The following is an 18376-nucleotide window of genomic DNA, read 5'->3' as shown; positions in this document are numbered from 1 at the left end:
ATTAATAATTAAATGGGGTCGCAAAATCAAAAATAAGGGTAATGATTGTATCACAGTTTAAATGTGCAACAGCTTATGTCTGAATATTGCTTGTTCATCGCACAAGCAATGGTGGAAGGGATACCTATATTAAGTAAAGATTCTGCGTTTGATGCCTATTCTATTAATCGAATTTGGTAAATTATGAAAATGATGAAACGAATTTTCAGCAGTGTTTTGGTTTTGGGTGTGTGTCTGACTCCTCTGACTCTGCCCCTGATGGTTCAACCTAGTTGGGGGCAAAGTCAAGATTTGCCGGTTGAAAAATTAGAGCAACTCATACAGCAAGCAAAGCAACAGGAAAGGCAAGGACAAAGGCAACAAGCAATACAAACGTTGCAGCATATTCTAGCCATTGTGCGAGAATTTAAATACAGAGAAATTGAAGCTATAGCACTCAATGAGATTGGTTTTAACTACTATAGCATATCCCAACCACAAGAGGCATTGAAATACTTTAACCAAGCTTTACCAATTAGACAGGAAGTGGCAGATCGCGCGGGGGAATCTGTTACTTTGAATAATATTGGTGCAGTGTACGAGAGTATTTCCCAGCCGCAAGAAGCATTGAAATACTATAATCAAGCTTTACCAATTAAGCGGGAAGTAAAAGATCGCACGTTGGAATCTACTACTTTGAATAATATCGGTTTAGTCTACGACAGCATTTCCCAACCACAAAAGGCATTGAAATACTATAACCAAGCTTTACCGATTGCGCGGGAAGTGGGCGATCGCACGCTGGAATCTACTACTTTGAATAATATCGGTGCAGTCTACAACAACATTTCCCAACCCCAAGAAGCATTGAAATACTATAACCAAGCTTTGCCAATTACGCGGGAAGTGGACAATCACTTTGTGGAAGCTCGTACTTTGAATAATATCGGTTTAGTCTACAACAACATTTCCCAACCACAAGAAGCATTAAAATACTATAACCAAGCTTTACCGATTGTACGGAAAGTGGGCGATCGCGCAAACCTTGCTGCTACTTTGAATAATATTGGTAGGATCTACGACAGCATTTCCCAACCCCAAGAGGCATTGAAATACTATAACCAAGCTTTACTGATTGCGCGGGAAGTGGGCGATCGCGCAAACCTTGCTGCTATTTTGAGTAATATCGGTTTTGTCTACCAAGATACTAATAAACCCACTGATGCTATCGAAATTTGGGAGCAATCCCTCACAATTACCTTAGAAATACGGAGTGGTTTACAGCGAGAAAATCGGCACAAGTTTCTAGAGGCTAAGGACGGAACAGCGATCGCCCTCACATCCCTCCTCATCGACCAAAACCAAGCCGATCGCGCTTTCCAATGGGTCAACATCGCCACCACAGTCGATCTCGCCGACTACACCCGCTTAATTGACGCCAAAGTAGCCAACCCCCAAACACAAAAAGCCATTGATGAATGGAATCACAAAAATCAACAACTCCAATTCCTCCGCCGCCAACTCCAAGACAAATTCTCAGAAAATCTCTCCCGACAAATGCGGGATTTAGAAACAGAAGTCTACCGCACAGCAGAAGAAATCCGCCAAGACTTCCCAGAAGTCGCCGAACTCTTTGAAACCACACCCAAAGACATCGCCCAACTGAAAGCAAGTATCGCACCAGATACCGTTGTCATTCAACCCGTCTTGCTGACAAATGTCCCCAACACCGTCGCCCTATTTGTCTTGACAAAAGACAGTTTAAGCGTTAAAAAGATTCCGATAGACCCCGCAGAGTTCGACAAACTCCTCACTCAATACCGCGAACAACTGCAAAATACTGGCGACACTAACTTCATCGTAACTGGCAGCAAACTCTACGACATCCTGATTCGTCCGATCGAAGACCAAATTAAAGCTACTTCCGCCAAACAATTGAGCATCATCGCTACGGGAAAACTGCGCTACATCCCCTTTGAAACGCTGTATGACGAACAAACTGATGAATTCCTCATCCAGAAATATCCGGTCAACTATCTCACTCGCATTTCCACAAGTTCAATTCCCTATTCGACATTACAAGGCGGAGTGTTAGCATTAGGAAATCCCATCCCCCGTGTTCCGCAAAATTTAGCTGGTACAGAAGAAGAAGTTAGAAATATCGCTCAATTATTCCCCGGAAGTTCCGCCTATATCGGCAATGCCGCCACCCTCGACCAATTCAAAACTCAAGCACCCCGCTTTCCTTTTTTACACCTAGCAACTCACGGCTGTTTCCAACAGGGAGGCTGTCAACAATTGGGCATGGAGGAAAATACACTGCTATTTGCTGACAGCCAATTCAATATTCGCGATGCGGCGTTATTAGGATTGCAAAACACCAGACTCCTCACCTTAAGCGCGTGTCAAACTGCTATGCAAGCGAATTCTAACGGTGAAGAAATATCGGGAGTTGCCTATGTATTTGAGCGTGCGGGCGCACAAGCGGTGATGGCGAGTTTGTGGAGTGTTGATGATTCAGCTACTAAAGATTTGATGGTTGAATTTTATCAAAATATCAATAGAGGGATGAGTAAAAATGAAGCTTTGCGGCAAGCTAAGTTGAGTCAAATTGCTCGCCATCCGTTTTATTGGTCGCCGTTTATTTTAATTGGCGATGCGCGGTAGAATGGGTAGTAGATTGTTGTCAACAACCAGGTCAAATCCGCAGTCCGGCGGGGATTAAAACTGATCCCCCCTAGCCCCCCTTAAGAAGGGGGGGACAAGAGCATTCAAAGTCCCCCTTCTTAAGGGATAAGAGCATTCAAAGTCCCCCTTCTTAAGGGATAAGAGCATTCAAAGTCCCCCTTCTTAAGGGGGATTTAGGGGGATCTAGACTTCGATACAAACGAGAGATACAGAATAAATACTGTTGTCCCCCGATCGCACATTCCCAGCTAAACTCTCCCCCACAAAGCCAAGCCGCCGCCCCTTCCCCTAGCCGCAATTATCCCATCTTCTACCAGAAAATATGCAAAAAATGCCTGCTTCCCCACACTCAAACTAAAAAATTCCGCCTCCCGCGCTTCTCCACCGCGAATAAATCCTTGATACACAGTTTTACCCAACAATTTCACCGTAATTCTGGTAAAATCAAAAGCTAAAATATTTTTATTAACCAAAAACTTAGTCGGCCCCGAAAGAGTTAGTTTGATCGCCCCAACTTGCACCGAATTCTCCACCCTGCCGGTTTCGCTAGGCGCTTCCCCTTCAGCCACAGGTTCGGGCAAATAAGCAATTTGAATTTTCGCAATCCACTCAGGGATATAACGTCCCGCACCCAAGACAATCCCCGCTTTTTGTCGAGTCTTTTTGGTGCCGGTGATAAAGCAGAGTTGCCACTTGCCGATTAATTGCTCGAAAGAATAGCGAATTTTGGTTTTTTTCGCGCTTTTCTCAGCTTCTAGGAGGGCGGCAACTACGGCGTTAGAAGATGGTTTAGAATTAGATTTAGCGGCTTGTTCTAGAATAGATATATTTTCCATTTAATATACAAACCAGTTTTATTGTTGGTAACAGAGATAATATTAACTGATGTAGCGGAGAAAAACATGGTTCCGATCGCCCCCACAGACACAGAAATCATCGTCATCGGCAGCGGAATAGGCGGCTTGACTTGCGCTGCAATGCTTGCCCGCTATGGCTTTGAGGTTGTGGTTTGCGAAAGCCATTCGATCGCGGGCGGGGCCGCACACGGTTTTGAACGCGACGGATTTAGCTTCGACTCCGGGCCCTCCCTGTACTCAGGATTATCCTACAGCCCGTCAGCCAATCCGCTGCGGCAAGTTTTGGATGCGATCGGCGAAAAACTCCCCTGCATCACCTACGATACCTGGGGTTGCTGTTTGCCAGAAGGCGATTTCGACACATCCGTCGGTGCGAGTCAATTTAGCGAAGTGCTCGCACGACTGCGCGGCGCGGCAGCAGTCGCCGAATGGCAGCAACTCCAGCGCATCATGGAACCCTACGCCAAAGCTGCCATAGCCTTGCCCTCCCTGGCTTTGCGCTTCGATTTGGGCGCTGTTTTTACCCTCGGCCAATTTGCGCCGGCTTTCCTGCAAAGTGCTGGCGAGGCGATCGCACTTGCAGGCCCTTTCAGCAAAATAATGGACAAAAATGTCAAAGATCCGTTTGTCCGAAATTGGCTGAATTTGTTGTGTTTCCTGCTGTCTGGACTTCCCGCCGACGGAACGATCGCAGCCGAAGTCGCTTTCATGTTCGCCGACTGGTATCGCCCCAATGCAGTTTTGGACTATCCGATCGGCGGTAGTGCAGCTTTGGTAAATGCCCTGGTACGCGGTTTAGAGCGCCACGGAGGGCAGTTGCTGCTAAATTCCCACGTTGCAGAAGTTTTGGTGGAAAACAACCGGGCTGCGGGCGTGCGGCTGCGATCGGGCAAAATTATTCGATCGCACAAAGCCGTCGTCTCCAACGCTTCCGTTTGGGATACCCTGAAACTGTTGCCTGAAACCTCTGTCCCGCAAAGGTTTCGGCAACAGAGGCAGGCCACGCCCGAGTGCGACAGCTTCATGCACCTGCATCTGGGAATTGATGCTGCCGGAGTGCGATCGGACTTGGCTTGTCACTACATCTTCGTCAAAGACTGGGAAATGGGCGTTTCGGCCCCTCAGAACGTCGTTCTCGTCTCGATTCCCTCCCTGCTCGACCCCGACCTCGCGCCTCCGGGAAAGCACGTCATTCACGCATATACCCCCGGAAACGAGCCTTACGATTTGTGGCAAAAGCTCGATCGCACCAGCGAAGAGTACAAGCTGCAAAAACAAGCGCGCGCCGAGGTAATGTGGTTCGCCTTAGAGAGAATTATCCCCAATATTCGATCGCGCGCAGAAGTCGCCTTAGTTGGGACACCCCTAACCCACGAACGATTTTTGCGGCGCCATCGCGGTTCCTACGGGCCCGGAATTCGGGCGGGTAGCGGCTTGTTTCCCGGGCCGACAACACCTTTAGCGGGGCTGTTTTGCTGCGGAGATTCGACGTTTCCGGGAATTGGTTTGCCCGCTGTTGCTGCTAGCGGTGCGATCGCCGCCAATACGATCGCACCTTTGTACAAACATTTAGAATTGATTCGGGAAGTTATTAGTTAGTTGTTATATAGCCTTTCTCAGTAACATGAGGTGCTCTCGCGGCCAAACAGGGCATTGGGCATTGGCCAAACAGGGCATTGGGCATTGGCCAAACAGGGCATTGGGCATTGGCCAAACAGGGCATGGGGCATTGGCCAAACAGGGCATGGGGCATTGGGCATAAGCTGTTCTGCATTTAAATTGTCTGTCAAAAAACAATCTAACTCTTGTGGGGAGTAGGGGTTGGGCGTCCCGCCCGCCCTGAATATGCAATTTAAAGGCGCGACAGCTTAGGATTCGCCCCATACCTCACAACGCTTGAGAACCGCTATATCGATTCCGATTGCACCGGAATGCTTGTTGACTAATGACTAGTGACTAATGACTAATGACTAATGACTAATGACTAATGACTAATGACTAATGACTAATGACTAATGACTAATGACTAATGATATCATTTCGCCGCAGCCGGAAGTGATATTATTAGACATCTCCCATAATTATTGTGGAACAGGCATCCTGCCTGTTCAAAACCTGCTTTTTAGCAGATGTTTATTAGTTATTTGTTATATCAAATCCGCCCTTCATCGTCCTGTATTCATCTCTCTGTTCTCTTCCTCTGCGTTCTCTGCGTTCTCTGCGGTTTAATCATTCCAATGCAACCGTAATAGATATTATTTCTTAACGGAATTATGGAAGCGCTTTCATAGCGAAGGACGCGAAGCAAGAGTAAACAATAATTTATATACAGCCGTTCTCAATCTTGGTGAGGTATGCCCTATGCCCTATGCCCGATGCCCGATGCCCGATGCCCTATGCCCGCTTACCAAGCGTCCACCTCATGTTACTGAGAAAGGGTATAGTTAGTAAAATGTGACCGATATCTGTCAGCATAGAAATAGATACTTCGATCGCAAAGAGGCCACCGTGCAACCCGTAGACTTTACAACTTTAATCGCAGCTTGCAGCGAACTGCGAGCCCAATGGCTGCCAGCGCGCTTAGAACAAGTCTACCAGCGCGATCGATTCACCGTGTCCCTAGCCCTCCGCACCATGAAAGGACGTGGCTGGATTGACCTTTCCTGGCATCCTGTGGCCGCCCGCATCTGCGTCGGCGACCCCCCGCCCCGCATTCCCGACACCTTCACCTTCAGCGAACAACTGCGGCACCAACTCAGCGGTTTAGCCTTAGTTTCCATCGCCCCTGTTTCATCCTGGGAAAGAGTCATCGACTTGCAATTCGCCAAACGCCCCGGAGAACCAGCCCTCTGGCACTTGTACGCCGAAATCATGGGCAAGTACAGCAACGTCATCCTCACCGCCCAAGACAACCTCGTTGTCACCTGCGCCCACCAAGTCAGCGCCAAACAGTCCACCGTCCGTCCCATCCAAACCGGTCAACCCTACGAAATGCCCCCGTCTTTGACCGATGCAGTGCCTAGTCTGAGCGAATCTCAAAACCGCTGGCAATCACGAATTAGCCTGGTTCCTGGACAATTAAAGGGCAATCTGTTGAAGAATTACCGAGGGATGAGTAAAGCCTTAGTTTTGTCAATGATTCGATCGGCTTCTTTAGACCCCGAACAATCCACCGACAGCCTCAATCCCGACGAATGGCAGCAACTATTCCAGCGCTGGCTATACTGGCTGCAATGCCTAGAAAACTCCAAATTTCACCCAAGTTTTACCCCCGAAGGCTACACCGTCATCGATTGGCCCGCACCAGAAAATCACAATGTAGGGGCGGTGCCCCCGTGCCCGCCCTCTGATTCTTCCATCTCTTCCGTTCAAGAAATACTTAACAGCTACTACACAGGCGAAATCAATCAAGAAGTATTCGCCCAACTGCGGCATCAGCTTACCCAAAAACTCAACAACGTCCTCGCAAAACTGCGCCTCAAAGCCAACACATTTAAAGAACGCTTGCAGCAATCCGCAGACGCAGACACCCACAAATCCCAAGCCGACTTGCTGATGGCAAATTTGCAGCATTGGGAACCAGGAATGAAATCGATTTCTCTCCCCGACTTTGAAACCGAGAAACCAGTTATCATTTCCCTAAACCCGGAAAAAAACGCCGTTCAAAACGCTCAAGCCCTCTACAAAAAACACCAAAAACTTAAAAGAGCCCGCATTGCAGTAGAACCTTTGTTAGCCGCCGTACAAGAAGAAATCGACTATTTAGAACAAGTTGAAGTCGCACTTTCGGTATTAGAAACCTACCGCAACACCCAAGATTTGCAAACCCTCGCCGAAATCCGCGAAGAACTGATCCAGCAAAAATATCTAGACGTACCAGATTACCGCAGTACCGACAAAAATGCTGCGATCGAATTTCACCGCTACCAAACCCCCAGCGGCTTTGAATTATTAATCGGGCGCAACAATCGCCAAAACGACCAACTCACTTTTCGCACCGCCAACGACTACGACTTGTGGTTCCACACCCTAGAGATTCCCGGAAGTCACGCTTTGCTGCGTCTCAAACCCGGTACTGTGGCTGAAGAAACCGATTTGCAATTTGCCGCCGACATGACTGCTTACTATAGTCGCGCCCGCCATAGCGAACAAGTCCCCGTGGTTTATACAGAACCGAAATATGTATACAAGCCGAAAGGTGCTAAACCGGGTATGGTTGTATACAAGCAGGAGCGAATTGTCTGGGGTCGGCCGCAGCAAGCTCCGGCATAGGTTATACAAAGTGAGTAAAAGGGGCGATCGGCGTTTTTAGGCAAAATTACAGGTTTGGTAGCGATAGACCTAGGCAGGAGCCGGGTTTTTGAAGCCGGGTTTGATTATACAAAGTGACCGAGAGTGCGATCGCCCTCAAAATTAATATTCGCCTGTAATGTAAAGTATTATTACAAAAAATTAAATTTTGTTGTTATAATACCCCTTAAGAGAGATGATATTTCTTTGAGAACCCGCTGCAAAGAAACGTGCAACTTGGGTTTCCTCACTGTGAGAAAAACACTGTGGGAACACAACGGATTTAACTATTTGTGCAGACCAGCTTTAGCTAAAGCTGGTCGTTTCTGTTTAAACATTAAACCCCAGCTCGGACAATTTTAGATTGGCGATTTTAGACTTTAGATTAAAACTGCCAATCTAAAATCTAAAATCTAAAATCTAAAATCGGTGTGGGCTGCTCCTAGAAAGTAAACGTCGTTCTAACAACCCCAATCACCAAATCAGAATTATTCTTATTGTGGTCAGGAGCAGTCAGCCAAATCAGGCCAGGAGTGATAGAAATATTATCGCTCAACTTAAACTGATAAAAACCCTCAACGTGCAGCGAAGTATCCTTATCTTCCGGCAAAGTCCGATTAGTAGAACTCGTCACCCGCGGTTCCATACCTACCACAATCCCCGCCACATTTCCTTCTTTCAACAAATCGGGAAAAGCCAAAGTAACGGCCCAGTTCCAGATTTTTTGATCCCCCCGCTGCACAGAACCCGTAGGAGTAGCCAAGTTCGATAAAATGCGCTGATTAGTGTAACCCGCCCAACCGCCAATTGCAAATCCCCGGTTCAACCGCCACGAAGCTTGCGCGCCGTAGGAATTGCTAGAAACTGGCAGATTGCTATCGCTGTCGAGCCCGAAGGAACCGAGACGCGCCGGGAAATTAGAAGCATTGCTGCCGGTACCAGTAACGAAGTTGTAGGAATTAACGTAAGTTAAACCTAAAGCCATGCTGTCGCTCGGTTTGAAAGTCAACTGAGCCAAACCGCCGTAAGAACCGTTGAACAAACCATTTCCCCGTGTCGGGTTCGCGGCGTTGCCGGCCAAATATCCCAAACTCAGCTCAAGTTTTTCCCCAAACTGATGCCGCAGAGCGATGCCAGAACCACCAGTCAAATAGTAAATCGGGTTGCGAGTACCGAAGTTAGAAAGAGCACCATAGCTGCCGTCTCCATCAAAGTAAGGGTTGACAGTGTTGGTAAAATCGTCAGCAGCGCCGGCATTAGCTTCGAGAATTACAGTCGTGCTTTTGCCGAGAGGGAATTGGTAAAGCAGCGCATCTAAACCTACAGTATTGCTAGCCTCGCCAAAAGGCCCAGCATTAAACCGCAATTCCCCTTCAGCGGTTTTGGTATTATTAGTAGAAAAAGAACCCAAATTTAAAACTTGCAATCGAGTTCTCAGCAAATCTTCACCAGAGAAACTCGTGTCGAAATTGATCCGAACCCTGCTGCCAAAAGCCGTGGATTTATCAGCGTCGCGGCCCTCGGCATCCTCTCCCCTGGCGATACCCGCCAAACCAAATATCACTTCGCCGTTGAGTTTAGTCGTAGTTGAAAACTGATTTGCTTCTAATTCAGAGGCGCGCGCTTCCAAAGCATCGACGCGGCCGCGCAAAGTTGCCAATTCCGCCGCAAATTCTTCTTGCAACCTTTGCACAGAAGCCAAATCTTCTCGCGTCGCCAGATTTCTCGAACCGCCTTGAATCAGCTCGCTAACTTTATCCAAACACGCATTTAAACCTGCGGCAAACTCGTAGCGAGTCATCGCCCGGTTGCCGCGAAAAGTGCCGTCAGGATAGCCAGCTATGCACCCGTAGCGCTCTACTAGAGATTGCAAAGCTTGGAAAGCCCAATCGGTTGGTCGAACGTCGGAAAGTTGCGACACAGATGTTACTTGGCCGGCCGCATTTTCGCTGCTACTGTCTTCGGCGCTGTATTGGTTTATTTGTTCTATAACATTCGATTGTGCTTGAGGTTGGGCACTTGGCTCAGTTGATTGGGCAATCGGCTCTTGGGCGTTTAAATTAGCCAGTGGGGCGGCGAGTTGCGTTTCGCTTAAGTTTGCGGGCGCGACTGCGGGGATTGGCTCCGCGACGGGTTGTTCGGCACTTAAATTTGCGGGCGCGACTGCGGGTTTGGTTTCGCTTAAATTTGCTGCAACTGCGTTTTCCGGTGCTTTTGCCTGTTCGGCAACTGGGACACTCAAATCGTTAGTGAAGCCCTCGTAGAGGTTCGCACTTTCTTTCTCAATAGTTTCAATAGTTGATGGGCGAGCTACTGAGAGGGGCTCGGCCGTCTCAGGCTTTGCCACCTCGGTTGCAGCACCTGCTAATTGCAGATTAGCTGGAGCTGCAGCGCCAATTTCTAGAGGTTGCTCTGCTGCTAGGGCTGTCGAAGCTACGACTAAACTTGCTGCCAATACAGCGGGACTAACTAAAAGTCCCTTCCACAAAAATTTGGACATTTTTTCCTCACACCACATTACGGCCGATCGCCCGTTCCGAAGATTTAGCCGATCGCAAATCACCTTTAGTATTGAGCCTAATAGTATTTATTGTCAACAATCTGGGAAATCACTGCCGGAGAGTGCAGTTTTGCTGTGGCTGATTTCACAAAAAGCCCGTTTATTCCGAAAATCCTTGGTTTGAGGGCTAGATGTGTAGGTAGAAACCCGGTTGATGCCTGGATATTGCGTAAGTGATCCCTCAGTAAGATTAATATTGACAGAACTGGCGCTAACACATCGTTCGATCGGCTACAAATACAAGTGAAAAAACTCAAATACGCCCTAGTTCACGAATGGTTGACGCCCTTAGCTACTGGCGGTTCAGAACTCGTAGTACAGGAAATCCTCAAACACGTAGACGAGGCAGATGTCTATGCCCTCATCGACTTTGAATCAACCAATCCCGAAAGCTATCTTTTCGGGCGACAGATTGGCACAACATTTTTGCAGCACTTTCCCAAGGCCCGCAGCGGCGTCCAAAAATATTTGCCATTTCTGCCGATCGCGATCGAACAACTAGACCTGCGAGAATACGACATCATCCTCTCATCATCCCACGCCGTCGCCAAAGGCATCCTCAGCAGTCCCCAGCAAATGCACGTCTGCTACTGCCACACACCCATGCGCTACGCTTGGGACTTAACTTTTGACTATTTGCGTAGCAGCAAAGCCGGACGGGGCATCCAGGGTCTGCTGACGCGATATTTGTTGCATCGACTGCGGCAGTGGGACGTAATTTCCGCCAATCGCGTTGATTATTTCATCGCTAACTCTCAACACACTGCGCGCCGAATTTGGCGGTGCTACCGACGGCGGGCCGAGGTGATTTATCCGCCGGTAAATATCGATCGATTTTCCTTGATGCGGCAAAAACAAGACTTTTACGTCACAGTTTGTCGGTTGGTAAGTTACAAAAACGTAAGTGCGATCGTCCAAGCATTCAATCAACTAGGGCATACTCTCATTGTCATCGGCACCGGGCCAGAATTAGAAATGATTCGGCAAATCGCCAAACCCAACGTGCAAGTGCTCGGCTGGCAGCCCGCCTCCATCGTTGAAAAATACATGGCAGAGGCGAAAGCCTTTGTCTATGCAGCTTGCGAAGATTTTGGCATAGCTTTGGTAGAGGCTCAAGCTTGCGGAACACCGGTAATTTCCTATGCAGCAGGGGGCGCTTTGGAGACAGTGCTCGACATTCGCCAACACCCAGAGACTGGGACTGGTTTATTTTTTTCCTCCCAAACCGCAGCCGCATTAGTCGAAGCTGTCGAGGAATTTGAGCAGTTGCAAGGCAAATTTGAGCCAGAAATCAGCAGGTTGCGCGCTGAACAGTTTGCCCCCGATGTCTTTGGGCAGCGCTATCTAGCTTTTGTGGAACGCTGCTATCAGGAATTTCAATCCCGTGATTTTACCGAGTCTGGGGCTTGAGGGTGCCAGAGCCCGATAGCGGGACAATCTTCCTTCTGCCTTTGTATAAGTGCCTTCAGAAGACCTCTGTATCGGTGCCTTGTGCCTTATTCCTGGTGCGTTGAGAAGCCCTCTTCCTTCTTCCTTCTGCCTTTTGAAGCCTTCTGAAGGCAGAAAATTGAGTATTGGCAACATAATTGAGAGAACAAAGCGTCTTGAGGCTTTATGATCAGGACTGTGTGTGGTGTGAAGTGAAGGAGTAAGATGACTGCCGACAGCCAACTAATCTCCGGCAAGGTAATTCGAGCGATCGCAAGACGCGGTTTTGGGTCTGTCCTGCAAGGAGATAGACGCATAAGTCGTTCTCTACAGAGCCTCGACGGAGAACTTTTCAAGCGGTTATTTGACATCCTGTTTTCCTTATCGGTTCTGATCCTGTTTGCTCCGGTTTACCTGCTTTTGGCTTTCTTAATCGCCTTAAGCTCGCCCGGCCCTATTTTTTACGTACAGGAACGAGTAGGCAAAAACCGTAAAAGGTTTTATTGCCTGAAATTCAGAACGATGGTGGAAAATGCGGACGATATATTGCTGGAAATCATGGAAAATTCTCCGCATTTGCGTCAAGAGTTTGAGGACAATTTCAAGCTGAAACAAGACCCTCGAATTACCTGGATTGGAAGATTTTTACGAATGACCAGTTTAGACGAGTTTCCCCAGTTTTGGAATGTTTTAAAAGGAGATATGAGCGTCGTCGGGCCGAGACCTTTAGTTGAAGAAGAACTGCCGAGATACGGCAATCACATCAACAAAATTCTCACCATAAGACCTGGAATTACAGGCTTGTGGCAAGTGTCCGGTCGCAACGACATTCCCTATCCCCGCCGAGTCCAAATCGACCTCTATTACGCAAATGACAAAAACCTTTGGATGGATATGTGGATTGTTTTCAAAACAATTGGAGTTGTGATTTTTCCCAAAAATAACGGCGCATACTAATTTTTGTCCGCAGTCAGCAATCGGTAGTTAGTTTTATTTGTTACTGACCACTGATGCTGACTACTGACAATCAGCGACAAACTCTTTGTCAAAACTAAACAGTTCCTGGATGCCGATCGAATAATTGTGTGCTTAACTAAAGGGGCAAATACTTAAATAAACCTACCTCTTCTTCATCTAGAAAGATCAGTTCTTCTAGAGAGACTACTTTAGGTTTAGGTGTTAAACTTAACTCTATAACCTTTGGCTTAAGGGGGATAGCCTACTTATCTTGGGATAGCCCACTACCCAACAGCGTAGGAAGTAAACTTCAACTGGCTTTAGGTAACTAAAGTTAAGTTTGAGTAAGTTTTATAAAGCAGTTTGAGAATACGGCCGGCAGGGAGCAACAGCCTCTGCCAAAAAATTTATTGTGAATTAACACAGCCTGTCAAAGGAAAATCAGATGACGCAACGCAAGCGAGCGCTAATAACAGGTATTACAGGTCAAGACGGCTCCTACTTGAGCGAATTACTGTTAGAGAAAGGATATGAAGTTCACGGCATTATCCGGCGCAGTTCTAGTTTCAATACCGATCGAATTGACCACATCTATGTCGATCCTCACAGCGAGGGTGCGCGCCTGTTTCTACACTACGGCGACTTGACGGACGGCACCACTCTGCGCCGGATATTGGAAGAAGTTCAGCCGGTAGAAATTTATAACTTAGGGGCTCAATCTCACGTTCGAGTCAGTTTTGACTCGCCGGAATATACGGTGGACACAGTAGGGATGGGAGTATTGCGGCTGCTAGAAGCAATTCGGGACTATCAGCACCGCACCGGCATAGAAGTGCGGTTCTATCAAGCAGGTTCTTCGGAAATGTTTGGTTTGGTACAGGAAGTTCCGCAGAAGGAAACAACTCCTTTTTATCCCAGAAGTCCTTACGCCTGCGCCAAAGTTTACGGTCACTGGCAAACAATAAATTATCGCGAATCTTACGGACTTTTTGCCTGCAACGGCATCTTGTTCAATCACGAATCTCCCCGCCGTGGCGAAACTTTTGTAACTCGCAAAATTACTCGCGCCGTGGCCAGAATAGTCGCCGGCAAGCAGAAAAAGATTTACTTGGGCAATCTCGATTCCAAGCGGGACTGGGGCTATGCTAAAGACTACGTGCGGGCGATGTGGCTGATGCTGCAACAAGACAAGCCTGACGATTATGTCATTGCTACCAACGAGACCCATTCCATTAAGGAATTTCTCGATTTGGCTTTTACTTACGTCAATTTAGATTGGCAAAAATATGTGGAGTTTGACGAACGCTACTTGCGTCCTGCAGAAGTCGAACTGTTGATAGGCGATTCGACTAAGGCGCGCCAGCAATTAGATTGGGAACCTTCTGTAACTTTTCAGGAGTTAGTACATTTAATGGTAGATGCTGACATGAAAGCTTTAGACGAGCAAGGTCGGGGTTCGGGCAACGGATTTGATTAAGTCGCTAAATCAAGCCGTCAGTGCGAACAATTTGTAGGGGTAGGGCCCCGTGTCTACCCCTTTGGCGAAAGGCGCGCCCCGGAGGATTGCCCCTGCAAACACTTCACAACTGATGAGAGGGTTGTTACAGCTATAGCCTTTCTCAGTAACATGAGGTGCTCTGGCGGGCATAGGGCATAGGGCATAGGGTATAGGGCATAGGGCATAGGGCATAGGGCATAGGGCATAGGGCATAGGGCATAGGGCATAGGGCATAGGGCATAGGACTAGCCCCCATACCTCACCACGCTTGAGAACCGCTATATTAGCGCGATCGGCATTCAAAGAACCCGCTTAATTGCTCCCAAAATTTTCGGAGGTGCGGGCTAATAAAAACATTAAAATGATAGTTGAGGACTCGCTACTAATAAATCTAACTTTCGGGTGTGCACGGACCAGTCCCTATCTGCCGCAGCTAAAACAGATTTGTGGGCAACCTCGTCCTGTAGCTGAAAGCTTTTTTTGCTAAAGCAACAATTTTAGAATTGAAATTGTCGATCGACCTTTATTCAAAATCCCGAGGCTAAAATTATGACCAGCTTGGATTTAAGCAACAAACGCATTCTAGTCACGGGCGGCGCCGGTTTCTTGGGCCGTCAGGTAATCGACCAGCTAGTGAAAGCAGGGGCCGATGCTGATAAAATTTCAGTAACTCGATCGCGCGACTGCGACCTCCGCGTTATGGAAAACTGCAAGCGCGCCGCCGACCAACAAGATATCATCATTCACCTCGCCGCCCACGTCGGCGGCATCGGTTTAAACCTAGTCAAACCCGCTGAATTATTTTACGACAATTTGATGATGGGCGCGCAACTAATCCACGCCGCCTACGAAGCAGGAGTCGAAAAATTTGTCTGCGTCGGCACCATTTGCGCTTATCCCAACTTGACCCCAGTTCCTTTCAAAGAAGATGACCTCTGGAACGGCTATCCAGAGGTAACTAACGCCCCTTACGGAATTGCCAAAAAAGCTTTATTAGTGCAACTGCAATCCTACCGCCAGCAATACGGATTCAACGGTATCTACTTGCTACCAGTAAATCTGTACGGCCCGGAAGATAACTTTGATCCGAAAAGTTCCCACGTTATCCCCGCATTAATTCGCAAAGTCTACGAAGCCCAAGAAAGGGGAGACAAAACACTGCCAGTTTGGGGCGATGGCAGCCCTAGCCGCGAGTTTTTGTATTCCACAGATGCCGCGCGGGGAATTGTGATGGCGGCTCAATCTTACAGTGAATCTGACCCGGTTAATTTGGGAACGAATAGCGAAGTTAAAATTCGCGATTTAGTGGAAACGATTTGCGAATTGATGGGATTTGAAGGAGAAATTGTTTGGGAAACAGACAAACCGAACGGTCAGCCGCGCCGCTGTTTGGATACCCAAAGGGCTAAGGAAAAGTTTGGTTTTGTTGCGGAGGTGAAGTTTAAGGAAGGGTTAAAAAATACGATTGAGTGGTATCGAAAACACGCAGCGTAAGTGTGAAAAACCCGGTTTCTTGAATAAACCGGGTTTTTTTAGGAATAATACTAAATGCGGGTGAGAAACCTCATTTATAATATTCGGCGGTGGCCAGCTATCCTACACAAACCAGTCCGCCTTTTGGCACTAAGAAATTATACAAATTTGGGTGATAATTCACTGACAATAGTCGGCAGCAGTGCCGTGTCCCTACTGCTGTGTCCTGTATTTCATCCGAGTGAAAACTGCTATAATACAAATACCTCGACTGAAATCATCGAAAACAGAAATTTGGGAAAGCCAATGATTGCCGATCGCACCCACAATTATATCTCACCGGAAGAGTATCTGAAGTTAGAAGAACTCAGTCAGCTCAAACACGAGTATATTCAGGGCGAAACCTATGTAATGGCTGGTGCAAGTGATGCTCATGTGACAGTTGCCGGCAACTTATTTGCACTTTTGAGAAATCACGTGCGAGGTAGTGGCTGTCGCGTTTATATGTCCGACATGAAAGCCAGGATTGAATCGAAGAATATTTACTACTATCCTGACGTGATGGTAACGTGCGACGAACGGGACAAATCATCTCAATCTTTTAAAAGATATCCTTGTTTAATTGTCGAGGTGTTGTCTAATGGTACTGAAGGATTCGATCGGGGCGATAAGTTTGCTGACTATCAAGAATTAGAAACGCTGCAAGAGTATGTGTTAATTAGCCAAAAACGTGAGCGGGTAGAGTGTTTTCGCCGTAATGCTGAAGGGTTGTGGGTTTTGTATTCCTATACTCAAGGCAGCGAAATTCACTTGGCTAGCGTAAATTTTCGCACAGGTATTGATGCTATCTATGAGGATGTAATCTTTACTAAGGAAGATTCAGAAGCAGATAGTGATGAACTGCGCTCTAGGGGATAAATGGAAAGTGCGATCGCGCCTCAGTTAAGGAAGGGCGATCGCACTTGGGGATGTGATTTAAACAATGGCCATCGCCTAGTTAAAACTACCCGTTCAATACCTCGTTTTATTGGGTTTGGGTTGTTTGCCACGAGAACCGCTGGTTTTTTTTACAAACATTCTCCCTGGGTATCCCAAGGAATGTTGGCGAAAAAAACCCTGAGTTTCTCCAGATTTATGATAATCTGTTCAATTCGTTCTTTTGACTGGGTATCAGTTGAAGTAATTTCGTGCAGATGCTTGAGATACTGTTTGCATTTTGCTTCAACTGCGTCGGCACCTTGATCAAAGGCTGTGGCTGTCTCTTGCCAATACTGGTCGATTCCTGCTAGGAATTTATTAACAACACCCTGTTTTGTTAAGTGTTTGTGAATTTCTTTTGCTAACCGCTTCTGCCAAGCTTCCCCAAATAAATTCCACACCAAAGAAGCAAATCCAGCAGCTAAACCGATCCCTAGAACTATTGGGCCACCAATCGCACTTACGAAAGAAATTACTGCTGCCGTGCCACCGGTAGTAGCACCAAAAAGTGCTGACAAAAGACTGACTAATTTCCCTACTAAGATATAGCCGCCAAGGTTGCCAAGACTGGCTGCCCAAGCGGCTAAAGCACCATAAGCACCTAAACCTGCTATCCCACCAAGAAAAGCTCCTTTTGTATCGAAGGGAATAGATACTACTATTCCATCTTTGTTGGGAAGTTTAGGCACTGGGTATTTTTCCAGAAAAGCGTCAATCTCAGCCTTGAGTTTTTCAGAATTGACACTAATTCGATTTTCTACATGAGTTTGCAGCAGATCGACTAAATAACCGGGAGCGTATTCTTGAGCCTCTTTCTTTTTGTCGTATCTCTGGCTAATCATTTTTTCTATGGAATCTACATCAATCTGTTTTTCCGCATAGGTCTGAAATGATTTGCGAGTATCTTTTTCTAAATCATTAATGCATTTGCTCACTTCACTGCGTTTTTGCCACATTTGTCGCTGACGTTCAGGTTCATTCTTCTCCGCTTTCTCAAGCTCTTTTCGATACTCGTCTATTTTGGCAATTGTTGTTTGATATTGCTCAATCGAGTTAGCGTATTCTTGTTTATTGTCATATTTGACCGCATTAATTTCGCGATCGACACGACAGATGACTGTTTTAGGAAGAGTCTCGCGAAGTAGTTGGGTTAAATCATCAAAGAGACGCTGACAGCGATCCGGCCTTTCTGACCAGAAAGTGAAGAAACGCTTTTGCACATCTTCCTTGGTAATATCCTGCTTTGTTAGCTTCCGACGAAACTCTATAGCAGTTTCATCAAGTTCTTTATACAGCCTTGCTGAAGCTTTATTGAGGATTTTGGGCAGCTCATCGTCAGGGATACTGGGATCTGCCTGTGTCGCTACAATAAAGAAATTGCCTAGCCTCGGAAAGTCCTTGCATTCATTCTCTGGGGCCGGCAGCAAACGCAGTAAATTCCGAAGTCGCTCCATATCTTGACCATTGATGTGACCCTTGGCAGGAGAAGCATAAAGCAAGACATTAGCAATCTGGGTGGCACTCTTCGCTTTCTCAACATCCTTTGATACTTCATCTTGTTTATCAGAGTAACCGGGAAGGTCAATCAGGTTAAGCTGTTGCACATTTAAACTGTGATACAATCATTACCCTTATTTTTGATTTTGCGACCCCATTTAATTATTAATT

At 47.0% G+C, this 18376-nt stretch carries 11 protein-coding genes; 8 read left to right on the top strand and 3 right to left on the bottom strand.

Annotated elements, in window-relative coordinates; translation table 11 throughout:
• Window positions 1–183 precede the first annotated feature (183 nt).
• Window positions 184–2646: a CHAT domain-containing tetratricopeptide repeat protein gene (locus QUB35_RS35255; protein ID WP_333147122.1), complete on the top strand. Its 2463-nt coding sequence runs from the start codon at window positions 184–186 to the stop codon at window positions 2644–2646.
• A gap of 269 nt (window positions 2647–2915) precedes the next feature.
• Here QUB35_RS35255 and QUB35_RS35250 read toward each other — a convergent pair whose 3' ends face one another.
• Entirely contained in the window at window positions 2916–3503 is a 588-nt protein-coding gene (locus tag QUB35_RS35250) for a hypothetical protein (RefSeq protein WP_333147120.1), read from the bottom strand.
• Between the two features lie 66 nt (window positions 3504–3569).
• Between QUB35_RS35250 and QUB35_RS35245 the strand changes: the two genes are divergently transcribed.
• Complete coding sequence (locus tag QUB35_RS35245) at window positions 3570–5123, top strand: NAD(P)/FAD-dependent oxidoreductase (RefSeq protein ID WP_333147126.1); 1554 nt, start codon at window positions 3570–3572, stop codon at window positions 5121–5123.
• 909 nt (window positions 5124–6032) lie between these two features.
• On the top strand, window positions 6033–7796 hold the full coding sequence (locus QUB35_RS35240) for an NFACT RNA binding domain-containing protein (protein ID WP_333147124.1): 1764 nt from the start codon (window positions 6033–6035) through the stop codon (window positions 7794–7796).
• A 460-nt stretch (window positions 7797–8256) separates the two neighbouring features.
• On the opposite strand, the gene QUB35_RS35235 is transcribed toward QUB35_RS35240, so the two are convergent.
• The gene (locus tag QUB35_RS35235; protein ID WP_333147118.1) at window positions 8257–10314 is read right to left on the bottom strand and encodes an iron uptake porin; all 2058 of its coding nucleotides are present in this window, start codon (window positions 10312–10314) and stop codon (window positions 8257–8259) included.
• A 303-nt stretch (window positions 10315–10617) separates the two neighbouring features.
• On the opposite strand from QUB35_RS35235, the gene QUB35_RS35230 reads away from it, so the two are divergent.
• From QUB35_RS35230 to QUB35_RS35210, 5 genes are all read left to right on the top strand, one after another.
• Entirely contained in the window at window positions 10618–11784 is a 1167-nt protein-coding gene (locus QUB35_RS35230; RefSeq protein WP_333147116.1) for a glycosyltransferase, read from the top strand.
• Window positions 11785–12027: 243 nt separating this feature from the next.
• Window positions 12028–12759, top strand: coding sequence for a sugar transferase (locus QUB35_RS35225; RefSeq protein ID WP_333054666.1), 732 nt, complete (start codon window positions 12028–12030; stop codon window positions 12757–12759).
• Window positions 12760–13204: 445 nt separating this feature from the next.
• Window positions 13205–14236 carry a GDP-mannose 4,6-dehydratase gene (gene gmd / locus QUB35_RS35220; RefSeq protein WP_333147114.1) on the top strand — a complete coding sequence of 344 codons (1032 nt, stop codon included), beginning with the start codon at window positions 13205–13207 and terminating at the stop codon, window positions 14234–14236.
• Window positions 14237–14806: 570 nt separating this feature from the next.
• Window positions 14807–15751 (top strand): GDP-L-fucose synthase, encoded by a 945-nt coding sequence (locus tag QUB35_RS35215; RefSeq protein ID WP_333147112.1) that lies wholly within the window; start codon window positions 14807–14809, stop codon window positions 15749–15751.
• Between the two features lie 147 nt (window positions 15752–15898).
• Window positions 15899–16648, top strand: coding sequence for a Uma2 family endonuclease (locus QUB35_RS35210; protein WP_333147110.1), 750 nt, complete (start codon window positions 15899–15901; stop codon window positions 16646–16648).
• A 149-nt stretch (window positions 16649–16797) separates the two neighbouring features.
• Here QUB35_RS35210 and QUB35_RS35205 read toward each other — a convergent pair whose 3' ends face one another.
• Window positions 16798–18330, bottom strand: coding sequence for a hypothetical protein (locus QUB35_RS35205; RefSeq protein ID WP_333147108.1), 1533 nt, complete (start codon window positions 18328–18330; stop codon window positions 16798–16800).
• Between the last annotated feature and the right edge of the window lie 46 nt (window positions 18331–18376).

This window comes from Microcoleus sp. B13-B6 (assembly GCF_036705405.1).
Lineage (GTDB): Bacteria > Cyanobacteriota > Cyanobacteriia > Cyanobacteriales > Microcoleaceae > Microcoleus.
The sequence above is the reverse complement of the archived record's forward strand: the minus strand, read 5'-3'. Positions and strand labels throughout refer to the sequence as shown.